This is a genomic window from Sphingosinicella sp. BN140058 (assembly GCF_004135585.1).
Classification (GTDB): Bacteria; Pseudomonadota; Alphaproteobacteria; order Sphingomonadales; family Sphingomonadaceae; genus Allosphingosinicella.
Window position 1 is genome coordinate 3,246,438 of the sequence record NZ_CP035501.1, and the last position, 20,257, is coordinate 3,266,694.

Sequence of the window (20,257 nt, forward strand, 5' to 3'; positions counted from 1 at the left end):
CTCGGCGGCAACGAGCCGCCTCGCAGCTGCCCCGCCCCTTGCCCCTCCCCGAGCGGGGAGGGGTGAATAGAGGGAGTGGAGGCGATGAGACGGTGAGGGCGCCGGCGAGGATGGACAGGGTACGGCCGGCGCGGCATGCGCGCTCGTGTCGTAAGCGTAACGAAAGGCTAGACCATTGACGATCAGAGACGTCGCCACCCGCCCCTATCCCGACCAGAAGCCGGGGACGTCGGGGCTGCGCAAGAAGGTACGCGTGTTCCAGCAGGAAAATTACGCCGCCAATTTCATCCAGTCGGTGTTCGACGTGGTGGACGGGCGCGACACGCTCGTGATCGGCGGCGACGGGCGCTATTTCAATCGCGAGGTCATCCAGATCGCGATCCGGATGGCGGCGGCGAACGGCTTCACGCGCTCCATCGTCGGTCGCGGCGGCATCCTGTCGACGCCCGCGGCGAGCCACCTGATCCGTCTGCGCAAGGCGACGGGCGGCTTGATCCTCTCGGCCAGCCACAATCCCGGCGGCCCCGACGAGGATTTCGGGATCAAGTATAACGGATCGAACGGCGGCCCGGCGACCGAGAAGGTCACCGACGCCATCTATCTTCGCACCAAGCAGATCGACCGCTACCGGATCGTCGATGCCGACGAGATCGATCTCGACACGATCGGCGAAACCCGTGTCGGTGACATGGCGGTCGAAATCGTCGACTCCGTCGCCGATTATGCCGAGCTGATGGAGAGCCTGTTCGATTTCGCCGCGATAAGGGAGATGATCGCCGGCGGCTTCACTTTGAGCTTCGACGCGATGCACGCCGTCACCGGCCCCTACGCGACGGAGATCCTGGAGCGGCGTCTCGGCGCCGCCGCGGGCACGGTGCAGAATGGCGTGCCCTTGCGCGATTTCGGCGGCCACCACCCCGATCCCAATCTCGTTCACGCGCACGAACTCTACGAGCGGATGATGGGCGAGGGCGCTCCCGATTTTGGTGCCGCGTCCGACGGCGACGGCGACCGCAATCTGATCATCGGGCGCGGCATCTTCGTCTCGCCATCCGACTCGCTGGCCGTCCTCGCCGCCAACGCGCACCTCGCCCCGGCTTATGCCGGCGGCATTGCCGGGATCGCCCGCTCGATGCCGACCAGCCAGGCGGCCGACCGGGTTGCCGAAGCGCTCGGCATCGGCCTCTTCGAGACTCCGACCGGCTGGAAGTTCTTCGGCAACCTGCTCGATGCCGGTCTCGTGACGATCTGCGGCGAGGAGAGTGCCGGCACCGGCTCCAACCATGTTCGCGAAAAGGATGGGGTATGGGCAGTGCTGCTCTGGCTCAACATCCTCGCCAGCCGGAAGCAGAGCGTCGCCGAGATCCTGCAAGAGCATTGGGCGCGGTTCGGGCGCAATTATTATGCACGGCACGACTATGAGGCGCTGCCGGTCGACAAGGCCGAGGCGGTCGTCGGAGGCTTGCGCGAAAAGCTCGATCGCCTCGCCGGGATCGACGTCAACGGTCTGCGCATCGCCAGCGCCGACGATTTTTCCTATCTCGACCAGACCGATCAGTCGCTGAGCCGCCACCAAGGGCTGCGGGTGCTGTTCGAGGACGGGTCACGGATCGTGTTCCGTCTCTCCGGTACCGGCACCGAGGGCGCGACCCTGCGCGTCTATCTCGAACGCTACGAGGCGGCGGGCGGCACTCTCGGCCTCGATGTCGGCGACGCGCTCAAGCCGCTGATCGATGCGGCCGAGGCGCTGGCCGGGATCAAGACGCATACCGGCCGGGAGCGGCCGGACGTGGTGACGTGAGGGGATTCGATGACGCCCCTCCCCTTCAGGGGAGGGGAAAGGGGTGGGGCCCGGTCGAGGCCCCTCGATGGGGCCGAGGACGCCAGTCAGCCACTCGGCGGCATCGAGCCGCCTCGCGGCTGCCCCACCCCTTGATCCCCTCCCCTGAAGGGGAGGGGTGGAGAAAGGTCGAGTGGCTCGCGATCAACTGTTCTGCGAGGAGATCTCCTCTCCCCCTTACCACTCTCCTACGCAACAACCCGGCGTTGCAGGGGCGTAACGGCGGCCCTAACCTCCGCTTCTTTTCCCGGGGTGGGGTGACATGGCGTATAATGAATTCGGCTCGGACTCGCCGGGGGGCGGGGTGCGGGCGGTGAATGCGAGCCAGCTGGCGCTGCCGGTGCAGGACGAGGACGTTGCGACCTTGCGGCGGCTGATCGTCAACAAGCTGGCCTATTCGGTCGGCAAGGATCCGATCGCGGCGCGCGAGCATGACTGGTTCCTGGCCACCGCGCTGGCGGTACGCGACCGGGTGATCGAGCGCTGGATGACCTCGACCCGCGCCACCAAGGCCGAGAAGAAGAAGCGGGTTTATTATCTCAGCCTCGAATTCCTGATCGGCCGCTCGCTCGTCGACAGCCTCCACAATCTCGGCCTGACCGAGACGATGCGGACGGCCCTGGGCGAGCTCGGCGTCGACCTCGAAGCTCTGCGCGGGCTCGAGCCCGATCCCGCGCTCGGCAATGGCGGCCTCGGCCGGCTCGCCGCCTGCTACATGGACTCGATGGCGAGCCTCGCCATTCCCGCCCACGGCTACGGCATACGCTACGAGAACGGCCTGTTCCGGCAGGTGATCAAGGACGGAATCCAGCAGGAATTTCCGGACACCTGGCTCGAGCATCGCAATCCGTGGGAGTTCGAGCGGCCCGAAGTCGCCTATCCGATCGGATTCGGCGGCAGCGTCCAGGCGCTCGCGGAGAATGACGGCCATGCTGCGCTCTGGCGCCCGGCCGAAATCGTCGACGCGATCGCCTTCGACACGCCGGTGGTCGGCTGGCGCGGACGGCACGTCAACACCTTGCGTCTGTGGTCGGCGCGGGCGCCCGATCCGCTACGGCTCGACACGTTCAACCGTGGCGATCATCTCGGCGCCCTCGCCGCCCGCGGCCGCGCGGAGGCGATCACCCAGGTTCTCTATCCCTCGGACGAGAGCGAGGCGGGCCAGGAGCTGCGGCTCCGCCAGGAATATTTCTTCGCTTCGGCCTCGATCCAGGACCTGCTGCGCCGGCACCTGGAAGCGGCGTCGCTCGAGACGCTGCCCGAATGCGTCGCGATCCAGCTCAACGACACCCACCCGGCGATCGGCGTCGCCGAGATGATGCGGCTGCTCGTCGACGTTCATCACATGGCCTGGGAAAAAGCCTGGACGATCACCCAGGGTGTCTTCTCCTACACCAATCACACCCTGCTGCCGGAGGCGCTCGAGAGCTGGCCGGTGCCGCTGATGGAGCGGCTGCTGCCGCGCCACATGCAGATCATCTATCTGATCAACGCGCTGCATCTCGATCGTCTGGCCGAGGCCGGGAAGAGCGACCCCGCTCTGCTTGCCAGCGTCTCGCTGATCGACGAGCACGGCCCGCGCCGGGTGCGGATGGGTGCCCTGAGCTTCCTCGGCTCGCACCGGGTCAACGGCGTCTCGGCCCTGCACACCGGGCTGATGAAGGAAACCGTGTTCCGGGACTTCCATGCCTTGTACCCGGACCGGATCGTCAACAAGACCAACGGCATCACCTTCCGCCGCTGGCTGCACGAAGCCAATCCCGGGCTGACCACGCTGCTGGTCGACGTCGCCGGCCCGACCGTGCTCGATAATCCCGAAGGCCTCGCACTGCTCGCCGCGCACAGCGGCGACAGCGCGCTGCACGAGCGGCTGTCTGCGGTGCGCCGCACCAACAAGGAGAGGCTCGGCCGCATCGTCGAGGAGCGGACCGGCGTGCGGGTCGATCCCGACGCGCTGTTCGACGTCCAGATCAAGCGCATCCACGAATATAAGCGCCAGCTGCTCAACATCCTCGAGACGGTGGCGCTCTACGCGGCGATGCGCGCCCATCCGACCAGCGAGTGGACGCCGCGGGTCAAGATCTTCGCCGGCAAGGCGGCACCGAGCTACCACCGCGCGAAACTGATCATCCGGTTGATCAACGACGTTGCCCAGGTGGTGAATGCCGACGCGACCCTGCGGGGACGGCTGAAGATCGCCTTCCTGCCCAATTACAATGTCAGCCTCGCCGAGCGGATCATCCCCGCCTCCGATCTTTCGGAGCAGATTTCGACCGCCGGCATGGAAGCTTCGGGCACCGGCAACATGAAGCTGGCGCTCAATGGCGCGCTCACCATCGGGACGCTCGACGGCGCCAATATCGAAATCCTGGAGCGCGTCGGCGCCGACAATATCTTCATCTTCGGCATGACCGCCGCAGAGGTCGAAGCGCGGCGCGCCGCCGGTCTCGACATGGCCGAGACGATCGCGGCCTCGCCGATGCTGGCGCAGGCCCTCGAGGAATTGCGGTCCGGCCGCTTCTCGCCGGGCGAGGCGGATCGCTATCGCAGCCTGGTCGACGATCTCACGGACCGCGACTATTTTCTGGTCTCGGCGGATTTCGACGCCTACGCCCAGGCGCAGGCCGAGGTCGCGGCGCGCTGGCGCGACCCCGCCTTCTGGTGGAGAAGCGCCCTGTTGAACATTGGCGGGGTCAGTTGGTTCTCCTCGGATCGGGCAATCCGGGAATATGCGGAGGACATCTGGAACGTACCGCTAGCAAGATAGAGACGGCGCCGGTTTCGCGGCGCGTCTCGGACGCCGAGGTGGCCGCCGTCGCGGCCGCCCGTCATGCCGATCCGTTCGCGATCCTGGGGCCGCATCGACAGGACGACGGTACCCTCGTTCGGGCGTTCGTTCCCGGTGCCGAGCAGCTCGAACTGATCGACGCCAAAGGCAAAGTCCTCGCCGAGGCCGCGCGGATCCATGAAGACGGCTTCTTCGAGGGGCTGGTCTCCGGCGAATTGCCGACGTATCGGTTCCGCGCCACCCGGGGCGCGGAGAGTTGGGAACAGGCCGACGCCTATCGCTTCGGCCCCGTGCTGGGGCCGCTTGACGATCATCTCGTCGGCGAAGGCGCACACCGGCGGCTATGGGAGAAACTCGGCGCCCACCCGATCGTGCATGAAGGCGCCGAGGGCGTCGCCTTCGCGGTCTGGGCGCCCAACGCACGCCGGGTCGCCGTGGTCGGCGATTTCAACCGCTGGGACGGCCGCCGTCACCCGATGCGCAAGCGTGTCGACAGCGGCATCTGGGAAATCTTCATCCCCGAGCTCGGCGCCGGTGAAGGCTACAAATACGAGATCATCGGGCCCGGCGGCGAATTGCTGCCGCTGAAGGCCGATCCGGTCGGCTTCGGATCGGAATTGCGGCCCGGCACCGCCTCGGTGGTCGAGCGGCTCGACGGCCTGCCCGACGTTCGTGCGGACTATTCGAGCAGCGGCGACCTTCGCCGCGAGCCGATGTCGATCTACGAAGTCCATCTCGGCTCGTGGCAGCGCCGGCCCGACGGCCGCTTCAATTCCTACGATGACATCGCCGACCGGCTGATCCCCTATGTCGCGGAACTCGGCTTCACCCATATCGAGCTGCTGCCGATCTCCGAGCATCCGCTCGACGACAGCTGGGGCTACCAGCCGATCGGCATGTTCGCGCCGACCCGCCGCTTCGGCGAACCGGCCGGATTCGCGCGACTGGTCCGCCGTGCGCACGAGGCTAGCATCGGCGTGCTGCTCGACTGGGTTCCGGCGCATTTCCCGTGCGACGTCCATGGCCTGTCGCGTTTCGACGGTACCCACCTTTACGAACATCCCGATCCGCGGCGCGGTTTCCACCCCGATTGGGGCACGGCAATCTACAATTTCGGGCGGCGTGAAGTCGTCAATTATCTGATTGCCAATGCTCTCTACTGGCTGGAGGTGTTCGGCATCGACGGCCTGCGCGTCGATGCGGTCGCCTCGATGCTCTACCTCGATTATTCGCGAGAGGCGGGGCAGTGGATCCCCAATGCCGAGGGCGGGCGCGAAAATCGGGAGGCGGAGAGCTTCCTGCGCGAACTGAACACGATCCTCTACGGCGCCTTTCCCGACCGCTTCACCGTTGCCGAGGAATCGACTGCCTGGCCCGGCGTCTCCGCCCCGGTCCATGGCGGCGGGCTCGGTTTCGGCTTCAAGTGGAACATGGGCTGGATGAACGACACGCTGGACTACATGGCGCGGGAGCCGGTCCACAGGCGCTTCCACCATCACCAGCTCACCTTCGGCCTCCACTACGCCTTCTCGGAGAATTTCATCCTGCCGCTCAGCCACGACGAGGTCGTGCACGGCAAGAAATCGATCGTCGGGCGGATGCCCGGCGATCTCTGGCAGAAATTCGCCAACGCCCGCGCCTATTACGGCTTCATGTGGGGCCATCCGGGCAAGAAGCTGTTGTTCATGGGCCAGGAATTCGGGCAGCTGAAGGAATGGGCGTTCGGCACCGAGCTCGACTGGCACGTGCTTGCCGATCCGCTCCATGCCGGGCTGAAAAACGCGGTCGCCGCGCTCAACCGGCTGCACCGGTCGGTGCCGGCGCTCCACCGCCGGGACTCGGAGGCGGACGGCTTCCGGTGGATCGTTGCCGACGATGCCGATCAGTCGGTAATCGCCTGGCTGCGCTTCGGCGACGAGGGCGATCCGCCGGTGGCGGTGATCAGCAACATGACTCCGGTGCAGCGCCACGCTTACCGGATCGGCCTGCCCGTTGCCGGGCGCTGGTCGGAGATCTTCAATTCCGACGCGCACGAATATGGCGGCAGCGGCATGGGCAATCTCGGCGCCGTGAATGCAACCGAGCAGCCGGCGCACGGTTATCCTGCTTCGGTGGAGCTTGTCCTTCCACCGCTTTCCACCCTGTATCTGAAGCTGGGAGAGTGAATGAAACCAGCAAGACGGTGGTCAGTTACACATCCGTAACAAGGGAGAGGATGCATGCCGCCGAAAACACAGCCCCACGGGCCCTATGCCCGCCACGCCATGGCCTATGTGCTGGCCGGCGGGCGCGGCAGCCGGCTGATGGAGCTGACAGACCGGCGCGCCAAGCCGGCCGTCTATTTCGGGGGCAAGACCCGGATCATCGATTTCGCACTGTCGAACGCGCTTAACTCCGGCATCCGCCGCATCGCCGTCGCAACCCAATACAAGGCGCACAGCCTGATCAGCCACCTGCAACGGGGATGGTCTTTCTTCCGTTCGGAGCGCAACGAGAGTTTCGACATCCTGCCGGCCAGCCAGCGCGTGTCGGAGGAGCTCTGGTATCTCGGCACCGCGGATGCCGTGTACCAGAATATCGACATCATCGAATCCTACATGCCGCAGTACATCGTCATCCTGGCGGGCGACCACGTCTACAAGATGGATTACGAGATCATGCTCTGCGAGCATGCGGAGAGCGGCGCCGACGTCACGGTCGGCTGCATCGAGGTGCCCCGCATGGAGGCGACCGCGTTTGGCGTGATGCATGTCGACGACAATGACAAGATCATCGAATTCTACGAGAAGCCGAAGGACCCGCCGGCGATGCCGGGCCATCCCGATCTGGCGCTCGCATCGATGGGCATCTACGTCTTCGACACCAAATTGCTGTTCCAGGTGCTGCGCGAGGACGCCGCCGATCCCAATTCGAGCCGCGACTTCGGCAAGGACATCATCCCGAAGCTGGTCAAGAAGGGGACCGCGCACGCCCATCTGTTCGGCCGCTCGGCGCTGCGCTCGACTCCGGAGGCGCCGAGCTATTGGCGCGACGTCGGCACGCTCGACGCCTATTTCCAGGCCAATATCGATCTCACCTCGATCACGCCCGATCTCGATCTCTACGACCACAGCTGGCCGATCTGGACCCACAGCGAGATGGTCGCGCCGGCAAAGTTCGTCCACGACATGGAGGGGCGCCGGGGCGAGGCGATCTCGTCCCTGGTCTCGGGCGATTGCATCGTTTCGGGCGCGCGCCTGTCGAACAGCCTCTTGTTCACCGGTGTGCGGGTGAATTCGTTCACCACCATCGATCGCGCGGTGATCCTGCCGCGGGTCAATGTCGGCCGGCACGCGCGCCTGAAGAACGTCATCGTCGATCGCGGCGTCACCATCCCCGAGGGCCTGGTGGTCGGCGAGGATCCGGTGGCCGACGCCCAGCGCTTCCGCCGCACCGAGGCCGGCGTCTGCCTGATCACCCAGCCGATGCTCGACGCCCTGAAATAATGGCACGTCTCCAGGTCCTGTCGGTCGCGTCCGAAGTCTATCCGCTGATCAAGACGGGCGGGCTGGCCGACGTCGCCGGAGCGCTGCCGGGGGCACTTGCCGGCGAGGGCATTGCGATGCGGACCCTCGTGCCCGGCTACCCCGCGGTCACCGGAGCGCTGAAGCGCGCGCAGGCCGTGCACGCCTTCGACGACCTGTTCGGCGGCCCCGCACGCCTGCTTGCCGGCAAGGCGGCGGGGCTCGATCTTCTGGTGATCGATGCGCCGCATCTCTACGCCCGCCCCGGCAATCCCTATCTCGGTGCCGACGGGCGCGACTGGCCGGACAATGCGTTCCGCTTTGCCGCGCTTGCGCGGGTCGCGGCGGCGCTCGGGCGGGGGCTGCTTCCCGCTTATCGTCCCAGCGTGATCCACTGCCACGATTGGCAGGCCGGGCTGACGCCCGCTTATGTCGCGTTCGGCGAGGGGCCCGCGGTGCCGACCGTGATGACGGTCCACAATCTTGCTTTCCAGGGCGCGTTCCCCGCCGATCTGCTCGAAGCGCTCGGGCTGCCGCCGCGCGCCTTCACCGTCGACGGTGTCGAATATCATGGCCAGATCGGCTTCCTGAAGGCGGGGCTGCGGCTGGCCGACCGGATCACGACCGTGTCGCCGACCTATGCCAACGAGATCTGCTCGGACGAATTCGGCATGGGCCTGCAGGGTCTGCTGCGCGGGCGTGCGGAGCGGCTGCAGGGGATCCTCAACGGCATCGACACGGCGGTCTGGGATCCGGCTGCCGATCCGTTGATACCGGCACCCTATGATGCTGCCGATCCGGCGTCGCGGGCTGCGGACAAAGCGGCGCTGCAGGCGGAAATGGGCCTGGACGAGGCGCCGGACACCCTGCTGTTCGCGGTGATCTCGCGCCTTGGGTGGCAGAAAGGGCTCGATCTTCTGCTCGACGCCTTGCCGCTGCTGATCGCCGAGGGTGCGCAGCTGGCCTTGCTCGGATCGGGCGACGCCGCGCTGGAGGCCGGCTTCCGGGCTGCGGCCGACGCGCATCCCGGGCGGATCGCCTGCCGGATCGGCTATGACGAGGGCCTTGCCCACCGCATCCAGGCGGGTGCCGACGCCCTGCTGGTGCCGTCGCGCTTCGAGCCGTGCGGGCTCACGCAGCTTTGTGCGCTCCGCTATGGCGCGGTGCCGGTGGTCGCCCGCGTCGGCGGCCTCGCCGACACCGTGATCGATGCGAGCCCGATGGCGCTCGCTGCCGGCGCGGCGACCGGCGTGATGTTCTCTCCGGTCAATCAGACGATGTTCGAAGGCGCGCTGCGCCGCACCGCCGCCTTGTACCGTCAGCCAGCGACATGGTCGCGGCTGCAGGCCAACGGCATGGCGACCGACGTGTCGTGGCACGGCCCGGCGCAGGATTATGCCCGGCTGTTCCGCAGCCTGGCGCCGGGCGCCGCCCCCGCGAGGCGGCGCGCCAAGGCATGACCATCCGGCCCGGGGAAGGGCGGGCGGAGCCGCTCGGAGTCACCCTGGGCGGCGACGGTGTGAACGTGGCGATCTTTTCGGCGCATGCCGACGCGATCGACTTCTGCCTGTTCGACGACGCCGGCGCGAAGGAGGTGGAGCGGGTACGTCTCGCGGGGCGGACGGGGGACGTCCATCATGCCTGGATCCCTGGGGTCGGCGTCGGCGCCCGCTATGGCCTGCGCGCCCATGGCCCTTGGGCGCCGGCGGCGGGGCACCGGTTCAATTCGGCCAAGCTGCTGGTCGATCCGCATGCGCGGGTGCTCGATCGGGGGTTCGTGCTGCACCCGAGCATGTTCGGGCATGATGCGGCGGGTGGGCCGGACGGCCAGGACAGCGCGCCGTTCATGCCGAAGGGGATCGTCACCGAGACCCCTCCGCCGTTCGGGCTGAGCTTGTCGAAGCCCTTTCTTTCCTCTTCCTCCCCACGAGAAAAGAAGGAGGGGGCTTCGACAAGCTCAGCCCGAACGGGTGCAAATGTGAATGGCAAGGGGAGCCGATCGCTGCCCGTGCCGTGGTCCGAGACGATCCTCTACGAGCTTCACGTCCGCGGCTTCACCATGCGGCATGGCGACGTGCCGCCGGCGGTCCGCGGCACCTTTGCCGGCCTCGCTTCCCCCGCTGCGATCGACCATCTCGTCCGGCTCGGCATCACGAGCGTCGAGATCCTGCCGGCCGCGGCGTGGATCGACGAGCGGCATCTCGGGCCGCTCGGTCTCACCAATTACTGGGGCTATAATCCGGTCGCCTTCCTCGCGCCCGATCCGCGCCTGGCGCCCGGCGGCTGGCCGGAGATCGCGGCGGCGGTGGCGGCGCTGGCCGCGGCGGGGATCGAGACGATCGTCGACGTCGTCTACAATCACAGCGGCGAGGGCGACGCGCTCGGGCCGACCCTGTCGCTGCGCGGTCTCGACAATGCGACCTATTACCGGCTGCAGGCCGACGATCCGGCCGCTTATGTCGACGACAGCGGCACCGGCAACACGCTGGCGCTAGACCGTGCGCCGGTGGTGCGGCTGGTGATGGACGCGCTGCGCTGCTGGGCGCGGGCCGGCGTGCACGGCTTTCGCTTCGATCTTGCCACCTGCCTCGGCCGCCGCCCGGACGGCTTCGACCCGCAAGCGCCGCTGCTCGCCGCGATCGAGCAGGATCCGGAGCTGCGCGGGCTGAAGCTGATCGCCGAAGCCTGGGACATCGGCCCCGGCGGCTATCAGGTGGGCAGGTTCGGCGGCGCCTGGGGCGAGTGGAACGACCGCTTCCGGGACGACGTCCGCCGCTTCTGGCGCGGCGATCCGCACCGCCTCGGCAGCCTCGCCACCCGCCTGGCCGGATCGGCGGACCTGTTCGCCGCCAAGAGGCGGCCGTCGCGGGGGATCAACTTCGTCACAGCCCATGACGGCTTCACCCTGGCCGACCTCGTTGCCCACTCGGAAAAGCACAACCACGCCAATGGCGAAGACAATCGGGACGGCAGCAACGAGAATTTCAGCTGGAACAACGGCGCCGAGGGCGCAACCGACGTTCCTGCCATCCGCGCCGCGCGGCTGCACGACCAGCGCGCCCTGATCGCCACCCTGCTGCTGGCGCGCGGCACGCCGATGCTGTCGATGGGCGCCGAACTCGGCCACAGCCAGAGCGGCAACAACAATGCCTATGCCCAGGACAATGAAGGCAGCTGGATCGACTGGGATCGCAGCGACGAAAGCCTTCGCGCCTTCACCCAGCGTCTGATCGCGCTGCGCCATGCCTATCCGGTGCTGCGCCAGGATCGTTTCCTCACCGGCGAGGGCGACGTCCAATGGCTGACGCCCCTGGGGGCGGCCATGACCCCGAACGATTGGGAGAGCGGCGACGGCATGGCGATGCTGCTCGGTCACGCAGGCGAGCGTCTGGCACTCCTCGTCAACGGCGGGCGCGAGGCACGGACTTTCGTCTTGCCGGAGGCGCGGACGGACCTCGACTGGCGCGTTCTTGCCGACAGCAATCCGGAGGAGCGGGACTTTCACGAGGGTGGGCCCGAATTCGCGGTCGCGGGGCGGTCGCTGCTGCTGGTTGCCGAAGAGCCGCGCTGACCTTTAACGAGGTACAAGACGTTCGGAAGAGGGGAGGCCGATGACCGAGACAGTGGCGAACAAGGGACCGCACCGCGCGCACCGGATCCGCAACATCATCGGCGGCTCGGCCGGCAATCTGGTCGAATGGTATGACTGGTACGTCTATTCGGCCTTCACCCTCTATTTCGCGCCGGCCTTCTTCCCCAAGGGCGATCAAACCGCGCAGTTGCTGAGCGCAGCCGCAATTTTCGCTGTCGGCTTCGTGATGCGCCCGATCGGCGCTTGGCTGATGGGCATCTATGCCGATCGCCGCGGCCGCAAGGCGGGTCTCACCCTCTCGGTCACGCTGATGTGCCTCGGATCCTTGCTGATCGCGGTGACGCCGAGCTACGCGTCGATCGGCGTGCTCGCGCCCACCATCCTGGTGCTGGCGCGGCTGATGCAGGGGCTGAGCGTCGGCGGCGAATATGGCGCCAGCGCCACCTATCTGAGCGAGATGGCGGAGCGGAAGCATCGCGGTTTCTATTCGAGCTTCCAGTACGTCACCCTGATCTCGGGCCAGCTGATCGCGCTGGCGGTGCTGCTGGTGCTGCAATCGACGCTGTCCGAAGCGGCGCTCGAAAGCTGGGGCTGGCGAATCCCGTTCGGGATCGGCGCGGTGCTCGCCGTGTTCGTCTTCTATCTGCGCCGCCGCCTTGCCGAGACGCAGAGCTTCGAGAATGCGAAGACGTCCGGGACTCCGCGCTCGAGTGGGCTGACGTTGTTCCGCGACCATCCGCGCGAGGCCTTGCTGGTGATGGGCCTCACCGCCGGCGGAACCTTGGCCTTCTATGCCTACACCACCTACATGCAGAAATTCCTGGTCAACACGTCGGGCTTCAGCCGGGAGGCGGCGACCGAGATCACCGCCGCGGCCCTGTTCGTCTACATGCTCCTGCAGCCGGCGGTCGGCGCCCTGTCGGATCGGGTCGGACGCAAGCCGATCATGATCGGCTTCGGTATCTTCGGCACCCTGCTCACCGTACCGATCTTCACCGCCCTGGAGACGGTGACGAGTGCCTATGCCGCCTTCGGTCTCGTGCTCGCCGCCCTCGTCATCGTCTCCGGCTACACTGCGATCAACGCGGTGGTTAAGGCGGAACTGTTCCCGGCCCACATCCGTGCGCTCGGGGTCGCGCTCCCTTATGCGCTCGCTAACACATTGTTCGGCGGCACCGCCGAATATGCCGCCTTGTGGTTCAAGGATGCGGGGGTCGAGCGTGCTTTCTACTGGTACGTGACCGGGCTGATTTTCCTCTCGCTGCTCGTCTACACGTTCATGCGCGACACGCGCGCGCACAGCCATATCGCGGAGGATTGAGCACTGTCTTCACCGGACTGCCCTCACCCTCCCACCGCTTCGCGGCGGGCCCCTCCCTCTCCCCAAATGGGAGAGGGACCTTTTACTTCCTCTCCCATTTGGGGAGAGGGAGGGCCCCAAGCCGCAGGCTTGGGAGGGTGAGGGCAGTCACCTTCGCGCGAGCGCGGCGATCTTTTCCAGCGCGCGCAGATGCCGTTCCAGCGCCGCCCGCCCTTGTGCGGTCAGCGACAGCCAGGTGCGCTGGCGTCCGCCGAGCGCGGCCTTGCGGAGGCGAACGTAGCCGGCCTCCTGCATCTGGGCGAGATGCTTGGAGAGGACCGAATCGCTGACCTCGATCGTCTCGCGGGCGCTGGCGAACTCCATTTCGTCGACGCCGGCGAGCAAGGCCGACAATTGCAGCCGGGCGGGCGCGTGGATCACCGGATCGAGCCCGTCCGCGCTCATCGCGGCTCCGACAATTCGGCGCGATAGGCGCGCTCCCAGGCGCGGCTCGCCCAGGTTCCGTATGTTCCGACGACCAGCCCCGCAAGAAGGGGCACCGAAACGAGACCGTAGACCTGCTTGCCGATCAGCGCAGCGGCAAGGCCGGCCATGGTGACGCCGACGAACAGCCAGGTGATGCTGCGGGTCCGCCCCTGGCGATAGCCGTTGACGAAAAAGCCGTCGCGGGCGCGGTCGCGGGCGATCACGCCAAAGGTGAGCAGCATGATCGCCGCCACCACCGCCAGCGTTTCCTTCGGCGGCAGCGCATAGCTTGCGACCAGGGCGCCGACGAGCGCACCGAAGGCGAGGTGACGACCGAACGACCATTGCGCCCGGCTCGCCAGGCGCTGCCGCGTCTCGGCGACCGCGGCGAGCGCCGCCGCGGCCTGGTCGCGGTCCATGTTCGGCTGATCGTCGTTGCGCATGGCTCCTCATGCAGACGACTTTCCAAGTGGTCAACTCATCACTTGACGGAGTGGAAAGTCAGCGTCATTTTCCGAATCGGAAAGTGACGCCGTCCGGTTGCGGCAACAGGGAGTGAATGATGATCGAGATCCTATGGCTGATTGCGATGCTCGCCGGCCTCGCCGTGTGGACGGTCCGCGGAAACCGCCAATATGCGGCGTTCAAGCGCGCCGAGGACGAGAGCCGCCGCATCGCCTTCTACCGGCGTTGGACGGTCGAGAGCTTCCTGCTGCTGACCGGCGCAAGCCTGATCACGCTGCTGATGCTCGGCCGAAGCGATGCGCCGTTCGCGATGCCGGATCTGTTCGCATCCTTGGCGGCGCGCCTTCCCAAACACGATCCTGCCCCATCCTCCGACGGCGGCGCGCTCGACTTCGCGATCGGGGTCGCCCTGGCGCTCGGCGGTGTGGCAGCGGTGCAGATCTACCGGCTGCGGCGGGTGGTCGATGCGATCACCGCCGACATCGAGCCTTTGTTCCCGCGCAGCCCACGCGAGCGGATTGCGGTCGTGCCGTTGTGCCTCAATGCCGGCTTCAGCGAGGAATTGTTCTTCCGCCTCGCGCTGCCGTTGCTGGTCGCGGATGTGACCGGCTCGGCAGCGATCGGCTTCGGCGTGGCGCTGGCGGCATTCGGGCTCATGCACGCCTACCAGGGCTGGAAAGGCGTGGTCGGCACCACTCTGGTCGGCGGATTGTTGACCGTCCACTATCTCCAGCACGGCGCATTGTTGTGGCTGATGGGGGTGCATGCCGCGATCGATCTCGTCGCGCTTATCGTGCGGCCGTGGATTGCCGGGCGGATGGTGGGGCGCCGCGCGATGGCAGCCTGACTGCGAAGCTAGGGATAGATTCACCGGCGGCTGGACAGCGCCGCCGGCTTTCCCCACGATGAGGCCGTTTTCGATTCAGGGGGATCAAGACAATCTTGTTGCGTCCGCGTCGTCACCATGCCCGAACTCTGTGCCGTTCGCGGCGCGCGCGTTCTCCAGCACATGCGGCGCGAATTTATTGCACCGGCACATGTCTGATTTGTCCAGCTCGCGCGTCTGATGAGATGCGGGGCTAGAGCCGAAGATGCCGAGCCTTGCCGAAATGCTTGCGAAAGCGCGGCGCGCGGTCCTGCGCCGGGGCGTTTCCGAGGAGGATGCGGATGAACTCGTGCAGGACGCGTTTCTGAAGATCGAGCGTTATGAGCAGCACCAGCCGGCACGCTCGCAGGAAGCCTTGCTGGTGACGGCGGCGGTGAACCTGTCGATCGACCGGGCGCGCCGGCGTGCGCGTGCGCCGTTCGTCGAGCATGACGACATTCAGGCGATCGCGGATCATGCGCCCGATCCCGCTCAGATCGTCGAGGCGCAGGCGCGGCTGCGCCATGCCGGCGACGGGCTGGCCCGGCTGCCCGAGCGAACCCGGCGGATCCTGTTGAAGCGGCGGCTGGACAATATGAGCTTTGCGGAAATCGCCGCGTCCGAGAACATGTCGGTCGCAGCCGTGGAGAAGCAGGTCGCCCGTGCCACCCTTCAGCTGATGCAGTGGATGGCGGAATGGTGAGCGCCGCCCGATCCCGCACCGAAGACGAGATGCCGCCGCGAATCGATGCGGAAGCGGCGGCGTGGATCGCGCGGCTCAATTCAGATGCGCGCTGCCCGGAAACGGACGAGGCGCTTCGTGCCTGGCTGCAGGCGGATCCGGCGCATGAGGCTGCCTTCGAGCGGGCAACGGAAATCTGGTCGATGATCCCCGGCGCGGCGCGCACCGCCGGGCTCGATCGGCCGGCGCCGCGCGCCCAAAGGCCGTCCTTATGCGCGCCGCAGCCATATTGGGGCATGGCGCTTGCTGCGACGATCCTGATCGCAGTGGGCGCCGGGGGCTGGTGGGCGGCGCATCGGCCGCTCGATTACGAAACCGCGATCGGCGAACAACGGGTCGCCACGCTCAAGGACGGCAGCCGCATCGCGCTCAACACCGACACGGAAGTGCATGTCGATTTCGAGGACAATCTGCGCAAGGTGATCCTCGACCGCGGCGAGGCGATGTTCGAGGTGGCGCCCAACCCCGACCGGCCGTTCGTGGTCACCGCCGGCGACCGGACCGTACGCGCGGTGGGAACCAGCTTCATCGTCCGACGAACCGAGAGCGGCGTGGTGGTCACGCTGATCCAGGGCAAGGTCGCGGTCGCATCCTTGCGCCCGACATCGGACCGGCGCACCGACGCGCCCGCAATGCTCACTGCCGGCGAGCGGCTGACGGCGACGGCCGAGGCACCGTCGACGATCGACCAGCCCTCCATCGAGGCGGCCACCGCCTGGCGGCGCGGGCAGGCGGTGTTCACCGACACGCCACTTGCCGCCGCCGTTTCCGAGCTCAATCGGTACGGCGGACCGCGCATCGCGATCGGCGATCCGCGGCTCGGTTCGCTGCGCGTTTCCGGCGTGTTCGCGACCAATGACACGGCCGAATTCGCTGCGGCGATCGCTGCCTTGCACGGTCTGCGGGTGGAGCCCGGGCAAAGCGAACTGCGCATCGTCCGCTGACGAGCGGGCCCGCTGGATCCATTTTGGTGGGATCCCGTGCGTGCAGGTTTGCGCGGATCCGCTCTCAAGAGACGCGTTGAGGAATCAACCTCTTAGCTTGTTCGGACGGCGCCGGACCGACGTTCCATGTCTAGAAATATGCACATCGGGTTACTTTTTTGTGTCCCATTGATGTCGGCTTTGCACTGCAGCATCGTCTAGACAAGTGGGAGACGGGGTCGTCGTCTCCCGCAAGGGGGAAAGATGGTAACCAGATTCTCGTTCGCTGCAGTGGCGCTTGCCACGTCCGCGCTGGTCGCTCCGGTGTCGGCGCAGGCTCAGGCCTTGTTCTCGTTCGATCTGCCGGCGCAGCCGCTCGAGCGATCGCTCCGCGCAGTCGCTGCGCGAACCAATTCCAACATCGTCTTCTCGGAGCCGGCGGTGCGCGGCAAGAATGCGGCGGCGCTCACCGGAAGCTTCGGCGCCGAAGCCGCCTATCGCCGCCTGCTGCAGGGCACCGGGCTGTCGCTGACCGTCACCAGCGGCGGCTCCTACGTGGTCGGCACGCCGCGCAACGAACCCGCGCAGCGGAGCCGAACCTCGATGCAGGGCGGATCGGGGGCGATCGTGGGCCACGTCGCGCAGGCCGACGGCAATCGCAACATCGCCGGCGCGCTCGTCCGCATCGTCGAGACCGGCCAGACCGCAACCGCCGACGATCTCGGCGCCTTCCGTTTCCCGGATCTCGCCCCCGGCACCTACACGGTGGAAATCTCGTTTCTGGGCTTCGAGACGGTCCGCCAGACCGTCGAAGTCAGCGACGGGGCGGCGTCGGCGGAGTTCGTCATGGCCGAGCCGCGCGACGCGGTGGGCGAGATCGTCGTCTACGGATCGCGCAGCGCCCGCGCCAACGCGCTCAACCTGCAGCGCACTGCTGAGAACAGCTCGGACGTGATCTCGGCCGACGATCTCGGCAACTTCACCGGCACCACCTTTTCCGAAGCGTTGCGGCGCGCACCCGGCGTATCTTTCCAGCGCGATGCGGTCACCGGCGACGGCACCAACGTCATCGTCCGCGGCCTCGAGCCCGACATGAACGCGGTCAAGCTCAACGGCCTCAACCTGCCGGTCGGCAACGGCACCGGCCGCTCGGCCGACTTGTCCAACCTGCTCGCCGACTCCGTGAGCCGGATCACCATCCACAAGAGTCTGCTGCCGAGCCAGGACAGCGCCGGCACCGGGGGCCTCATCGAGATCGAGACGCTGTCGCCGCTCAACCGCCCGCGTCGCTACGCCAACGTCCTGATCGAGGGCGGGCTTGGGCCCAAGGATTTCAGCGACGACTTCCTCGCATCCGGGACGATCGCGGGCACCTTCGGCGCGTCGGGCAATTTCGGTCTCAGCGCCTCCGTCCAGTATCGGCGCAATTCGGTGCGCAACCTCTCGTACAACACGATCCTGCGCTACGGCCGGACGCTGCCGGTGAGCGAGAGCGGCGAGCCGAGCGCATTCGAGATGGTCGACCCGCTGACCAATTTTCCGTTCAGGGCCGGCGATGACCAGGCTTACCCGACCCGGATCGATACCAGCTTCAACCATGTGAAGCAGCGCACCATGTCCGGCACCCTGTCGGCCGAGTGGAAGGTGGCGAGCCACACCAACCTCAAGTTCGATTTCCAGCATTCCGAAACCAAGCGCGACAGCTACGGCCTTGCCGACGCTTTCTCGACCGACGCCGAATATATCGACGTGCCGGGCGGCGAGGCGATCGCCGAGCTCCAGATCGATCTTTCCCCGGGCAATGCGGGGCTGCACCGGGAGCAGCTCTATTCCTACGACGCGAACGTCAAGAACGTCACCGACACCTACAGCTTCAACGGCAAGACCAATGTCGGCAAGTTCGAGTTCAAATATCTCGCCGGCTATGCCCATGGCGCGGAAACCCATCCCAGGGCATTCTCGACGACCCTGCGGATGCCCGACACCGACGCGACCGCCGGCTTCTTCGCGCCCGAGGCGGTGGATCCGGCGAGCGGACGCATCCTCACGGGCTGGGGGCCGCGCCGCGGCAACGGCATTCCGCTGCCTTTGCTCAGCCAGGCGGGATGGGCGTTCGTCAACGATCCGGCCAACTTCACCATCGACAATGCCAGCGGGCAGATCGACGAGACCAAGGGTCTGAACGACCGCTACACCGGCAGCTTCAGCGCCAAGTTCCAGCCCGATGCCGGTTTCTTCAGCTATGTCGAGGCGGGCGCCTATTATGAGCGCACCGAGTTCAAGAGCGACCTCGTCCGTTCGCAGCTCGGCGGCAACGTGCCGGCATCGTCGGTGGGGTTGGAATTCGGTCCGTCCGACCTGTCGCGGATCGGCGTCAGGACACCAGGCTTTGCCGTCGTCGACGAGAAATCGCTGCGCACGTTCGTGCGGAACATCGACGATCTCGCCGCGGTGGGCAGCGGCTTCACCCTGACCCCGATCGTGCCCCATCCCGATCAGGGCAAGCAGCGCACGCTCGAGGAGAGCTTCGCCGCCTACGTCCAGTCGCGACTGACCTTCGGCAAGCTCGAGCTGATCGGCGGCGTCCGCTACAATCGCACGCATCTCGAAGCCGCCAACCTGCTCTTCCCAAGCTATATCGGACCGATCCTGCCGGAAAATGGCGGCGGCTTCGGCAACGATCTCAAGTTCCAGAACGAGTTCGCGCAGCTGGTCACCGAGACCGAGACGGCGAGCGACTTTCTGCCGCGCATCCTGTTCAACTACCGCCAGAGCGACAATCTGATCTTCCGCGGCGGCTATTTCCTGTCGGTCGCCCGGCCGCAGATCGGCCAGCTCTCCGCCCAGACCCGGATCTCGTTCATCAACATCCCGATCCCGGGCCCCGAAGGCGTCAAGCCGATCCTGCAGATCGGCACCGGCAATCCCGACCTCAAGCCGGCGACCACCCAGAATTTCGATCTCAGCGTCGAATATTATCACAAGATCGGGATCATGAAGCTGAGCGGCTTCTACAAGCGGATCGACAATCTGCTGCAGGCCAACATCACCAATGGGCCGGCCAACCTCGCCGCGATCACGCTGCCGGACCACCCCTATTTTCAAGGCGCGCCCTATTTCGATCCGGCAAATCCCAGCGGCGCGATGATCGTCGGCAGCACGCCCGCGAACAGCGACCGTGTCGCCACGATCTGGGGCATCGAGGGCCAGATCGAGCGCCAGTTCGATTTCCTGCCGGGGATCTGGAGCGGGTTCGGCATCTTCGCCAACTATACCTACACCAAGAGCAAGCGGTCCGAGACCTTCTCGTGGGTCTATGATCCGGAGCCGGATCATCAATACGAGTTTACCTCGATCCCGTTCAACCAGCAGCCGAAGCATTCCGGCACGGTGGCCTTGACCTACAACAAATATGGGGTCGACGCGACGTTGACCTACGGCTTCCAGTCACGGGCGCTGTCGAGGTTCGCGCCGCGGGCGCTGAGCGTGTTCAGCGAGGGCGTGCAGACGCTCGACTTTCGTGCCGAATATTGGCTGAAGCCCAGCTTCGGCCAAGTGCGGCTCTACGTGGAAGGCTCCGATCTGCTGCGCGGCACCTCGAGCCCCGACGTCGAGGAGACGTTCGGCGGCCAGATGGGCAGTCCGACCTTCTACACCCGCGCCACCTATCTCGGCGGTAGACGCTTCAAGATCGGCGTCGCCACCACCTTCTGACCCTTCCCTGGGCCGGCCCGGTCCCCCATGCCTCGGGCC

At 66.7% G+C, this 20,257-nt stretch carries 13 protein-coding genes; 11 read left to right on the forward strand and 2 right to left on the reverse strand.

What is annotated here, in order from left to right; genetic code table 11:
* Positions 1-175: 175 nt before the first annotated feature.
* The 7 genes from ETR14_RS14600 to ETR14_RS14630 all read left to right on the forward strand — a co-directional run bounded on the left by ETR14_RS14600 (position 176) and on the right by ETR14_RS14630 (position 13,044).
* Positions 176-1,801: an alpha-D-glucose phosphate-specific phosphoglucomutase gene (locus tag ETR14_RS14600; protein WP_129385691.1), complete on the forward strand. Its 1,626-nt coding sequence runs from the start codon at positions 176-178 to the stop codon at positions 1,799-1,801.
* Positions 1,802-2,102: 301 nt separating this feature from the next.
* A complete protein-coding gene (locus ETR14_RS14605; protein ID WP_129385693.1) occupies positions 2,103-4,607 on the forward strand; it encodes a glycogen/starch/alpha-glucan phosphorylase in 2,505 nt (834 codons plus the stop codon).
* A gap of 38 nt (positions 4,608-4,645) precedes the next feature.
* A complete protein-coding gene (glgB, locus tag ETR14_RS14610) occupies positions 4,646-6,793 on the forward strand; it encodes a 1,4-alpha-glucan branching protein GlgB (protein ID WP_206185842.1) in 2,148 nt (715 codons plus the stop codon).
* Between the two features lie 54 nt (positions 6,794-6,847).
* Positions 6,848-8,113 carry a glucose-1-phosphate adenylyltransferase gene (glgC, locus tag ETR14_RS14615; RefSeq protein ID WP_129385695.1) on the forward strand — a complete coding sequence of 422 codons (1,266 nt, stop codon included), beginning with the start codon at positions 6,848-6,850 and terminating at the stop codon, positions 8,111-8,113.
* Positions 8,113-9,591: a glycogen synthase GlgA gene (glgA, locus tag ETR14_RS14620; protein ID WP_129385697.1), complete on the forward strand. Its 1,479-nt coding sequence runs from the start codon at positions 8,113-8,115 to the stop codon at positions 9,589-9,591. The genes glgC and glgA overlap by 1 nt, the downstream gene beginning before the upstream one ends.
* Positions 9,588-11,702 carry a glycogen debranching protein GlgX gene (glgX, locus tag ETR14_RS14625; protein ID WP_129385699.1) on the forward strand — a complete coding sequence of 705 codons (2,115 nt, stop codon included), beginning with the start codon at positions 9,588-9,590 and terminating at the stop codon, positions 11,700-11,702. Before glgA ends, glgX begins: the two co-directional genes overlap by 4 nt.
* Positions 11,703-11,742: 40 nt before the next feature.
* Positions 11,743-13,044: an MFS transporter gene (locus ETR14_RS14630; RefSeq protein WP_129385701.1), complete on the forward strand. Its 1,302-nt coding sequence runs from the start codon at positions 11,743-11,745 to the stop codon at positions 13,042-13,044.
* A 147-nt stretch (positions 13,045-13,191) separates the two neighbouring features.
* Here the strand turns inward: ETR14_RS14630 and ETR14_RS14635 are convergent, their stop codons facing one another.
* Both ETR14_RS14635 and ETR14_RS14640 read right to left on the reverse strand, forming a co-directional pair.
* A complete protein-coding gene (locus tag ETR14_RS14635; protein ID WP_129385703.1) occupies positions 13,192-13,488 on the reverse strand; it encodes a transcriptional regulator in 297 nt (98 codons plus the stop codon).
* On the reverse strand, positions 13,485-13,952 hold the full coding sequence (locus ETR14_RS14640) for a hypothetical protein (RefSeq protein ID WP_129385705.1): 468 nt from the start codon (positions 13,950-13,952) through the stop codon (positions 13,485-13,487). Before ETR14_RS14640 ends, ETR14_RS14635 begins: the two co-directional genes overlap by 4 nt.
* 116 nt (positions 13,953-14,068) lie before the next feature.
* Between ETR14_RS14640 and ETR14_RS14645 the strand changes: the two genes are divergently transcribed.
* The 4 genes from ETR14_RS14645 to ETR14_RS14660 all read left to right on the forward strand — a co-directional run bounded on the left by ETR14_RS14645 (position 14,069) and on the right by ETR14_RS14660 (position 20,218).
* Positions 14,069-14,821 (forward strand): CPBP family intramembrane glutamic endopeptidase, encoded by a 753-nt coding sequence (locus tag ETR14_RS14645; protein ID WP_206185843.1) that lies wholly within the window; start codon positions 14,069-14,071, stop codon positions 14,819-14,821.
* 244 nt (positions 14,822-15,065) lie between these two features.
* Complete coding sequence (locus ETR14_RS14650) at positions 15,066-15,542, forward strand: RNA polymerase sigma factor (RefSeq protein WP_129385707.1); 477 nt, start codon at positions 15,066-15,068, stop codon at positions 15,540-15,542.
* Positions 15,536-16,525 (forward strand): FecR family protein, encoded by a 990-nt coding sequence (locus tag ETR14_RS14655; protein WP_129385709.1) that lies wholly within the window; start codon positions 15,536-15,538, stop codon positions 16,523-16,525. The genes ETR14_RS14650 and ETR14_RS14655 overlap by 7 nt, the downstream gene beginning before the upstream one ends.
* A gap of 243 nt (positions 16,526-16,768) precedes the next feature.
* On the forward strand, positions 16,769-20,218 hold the full coding sequence (locus ETR14_RS14660; protein WP_129385711.1) for a TonB-dependent receptor: 3,450 nt from the start codon (positions 16,769-16,771) through the stop codon (positions 20,216-20,218).
* The last annotated feature ends 39 nt before the right edge of the window (positions 20,219-20,257 follow it).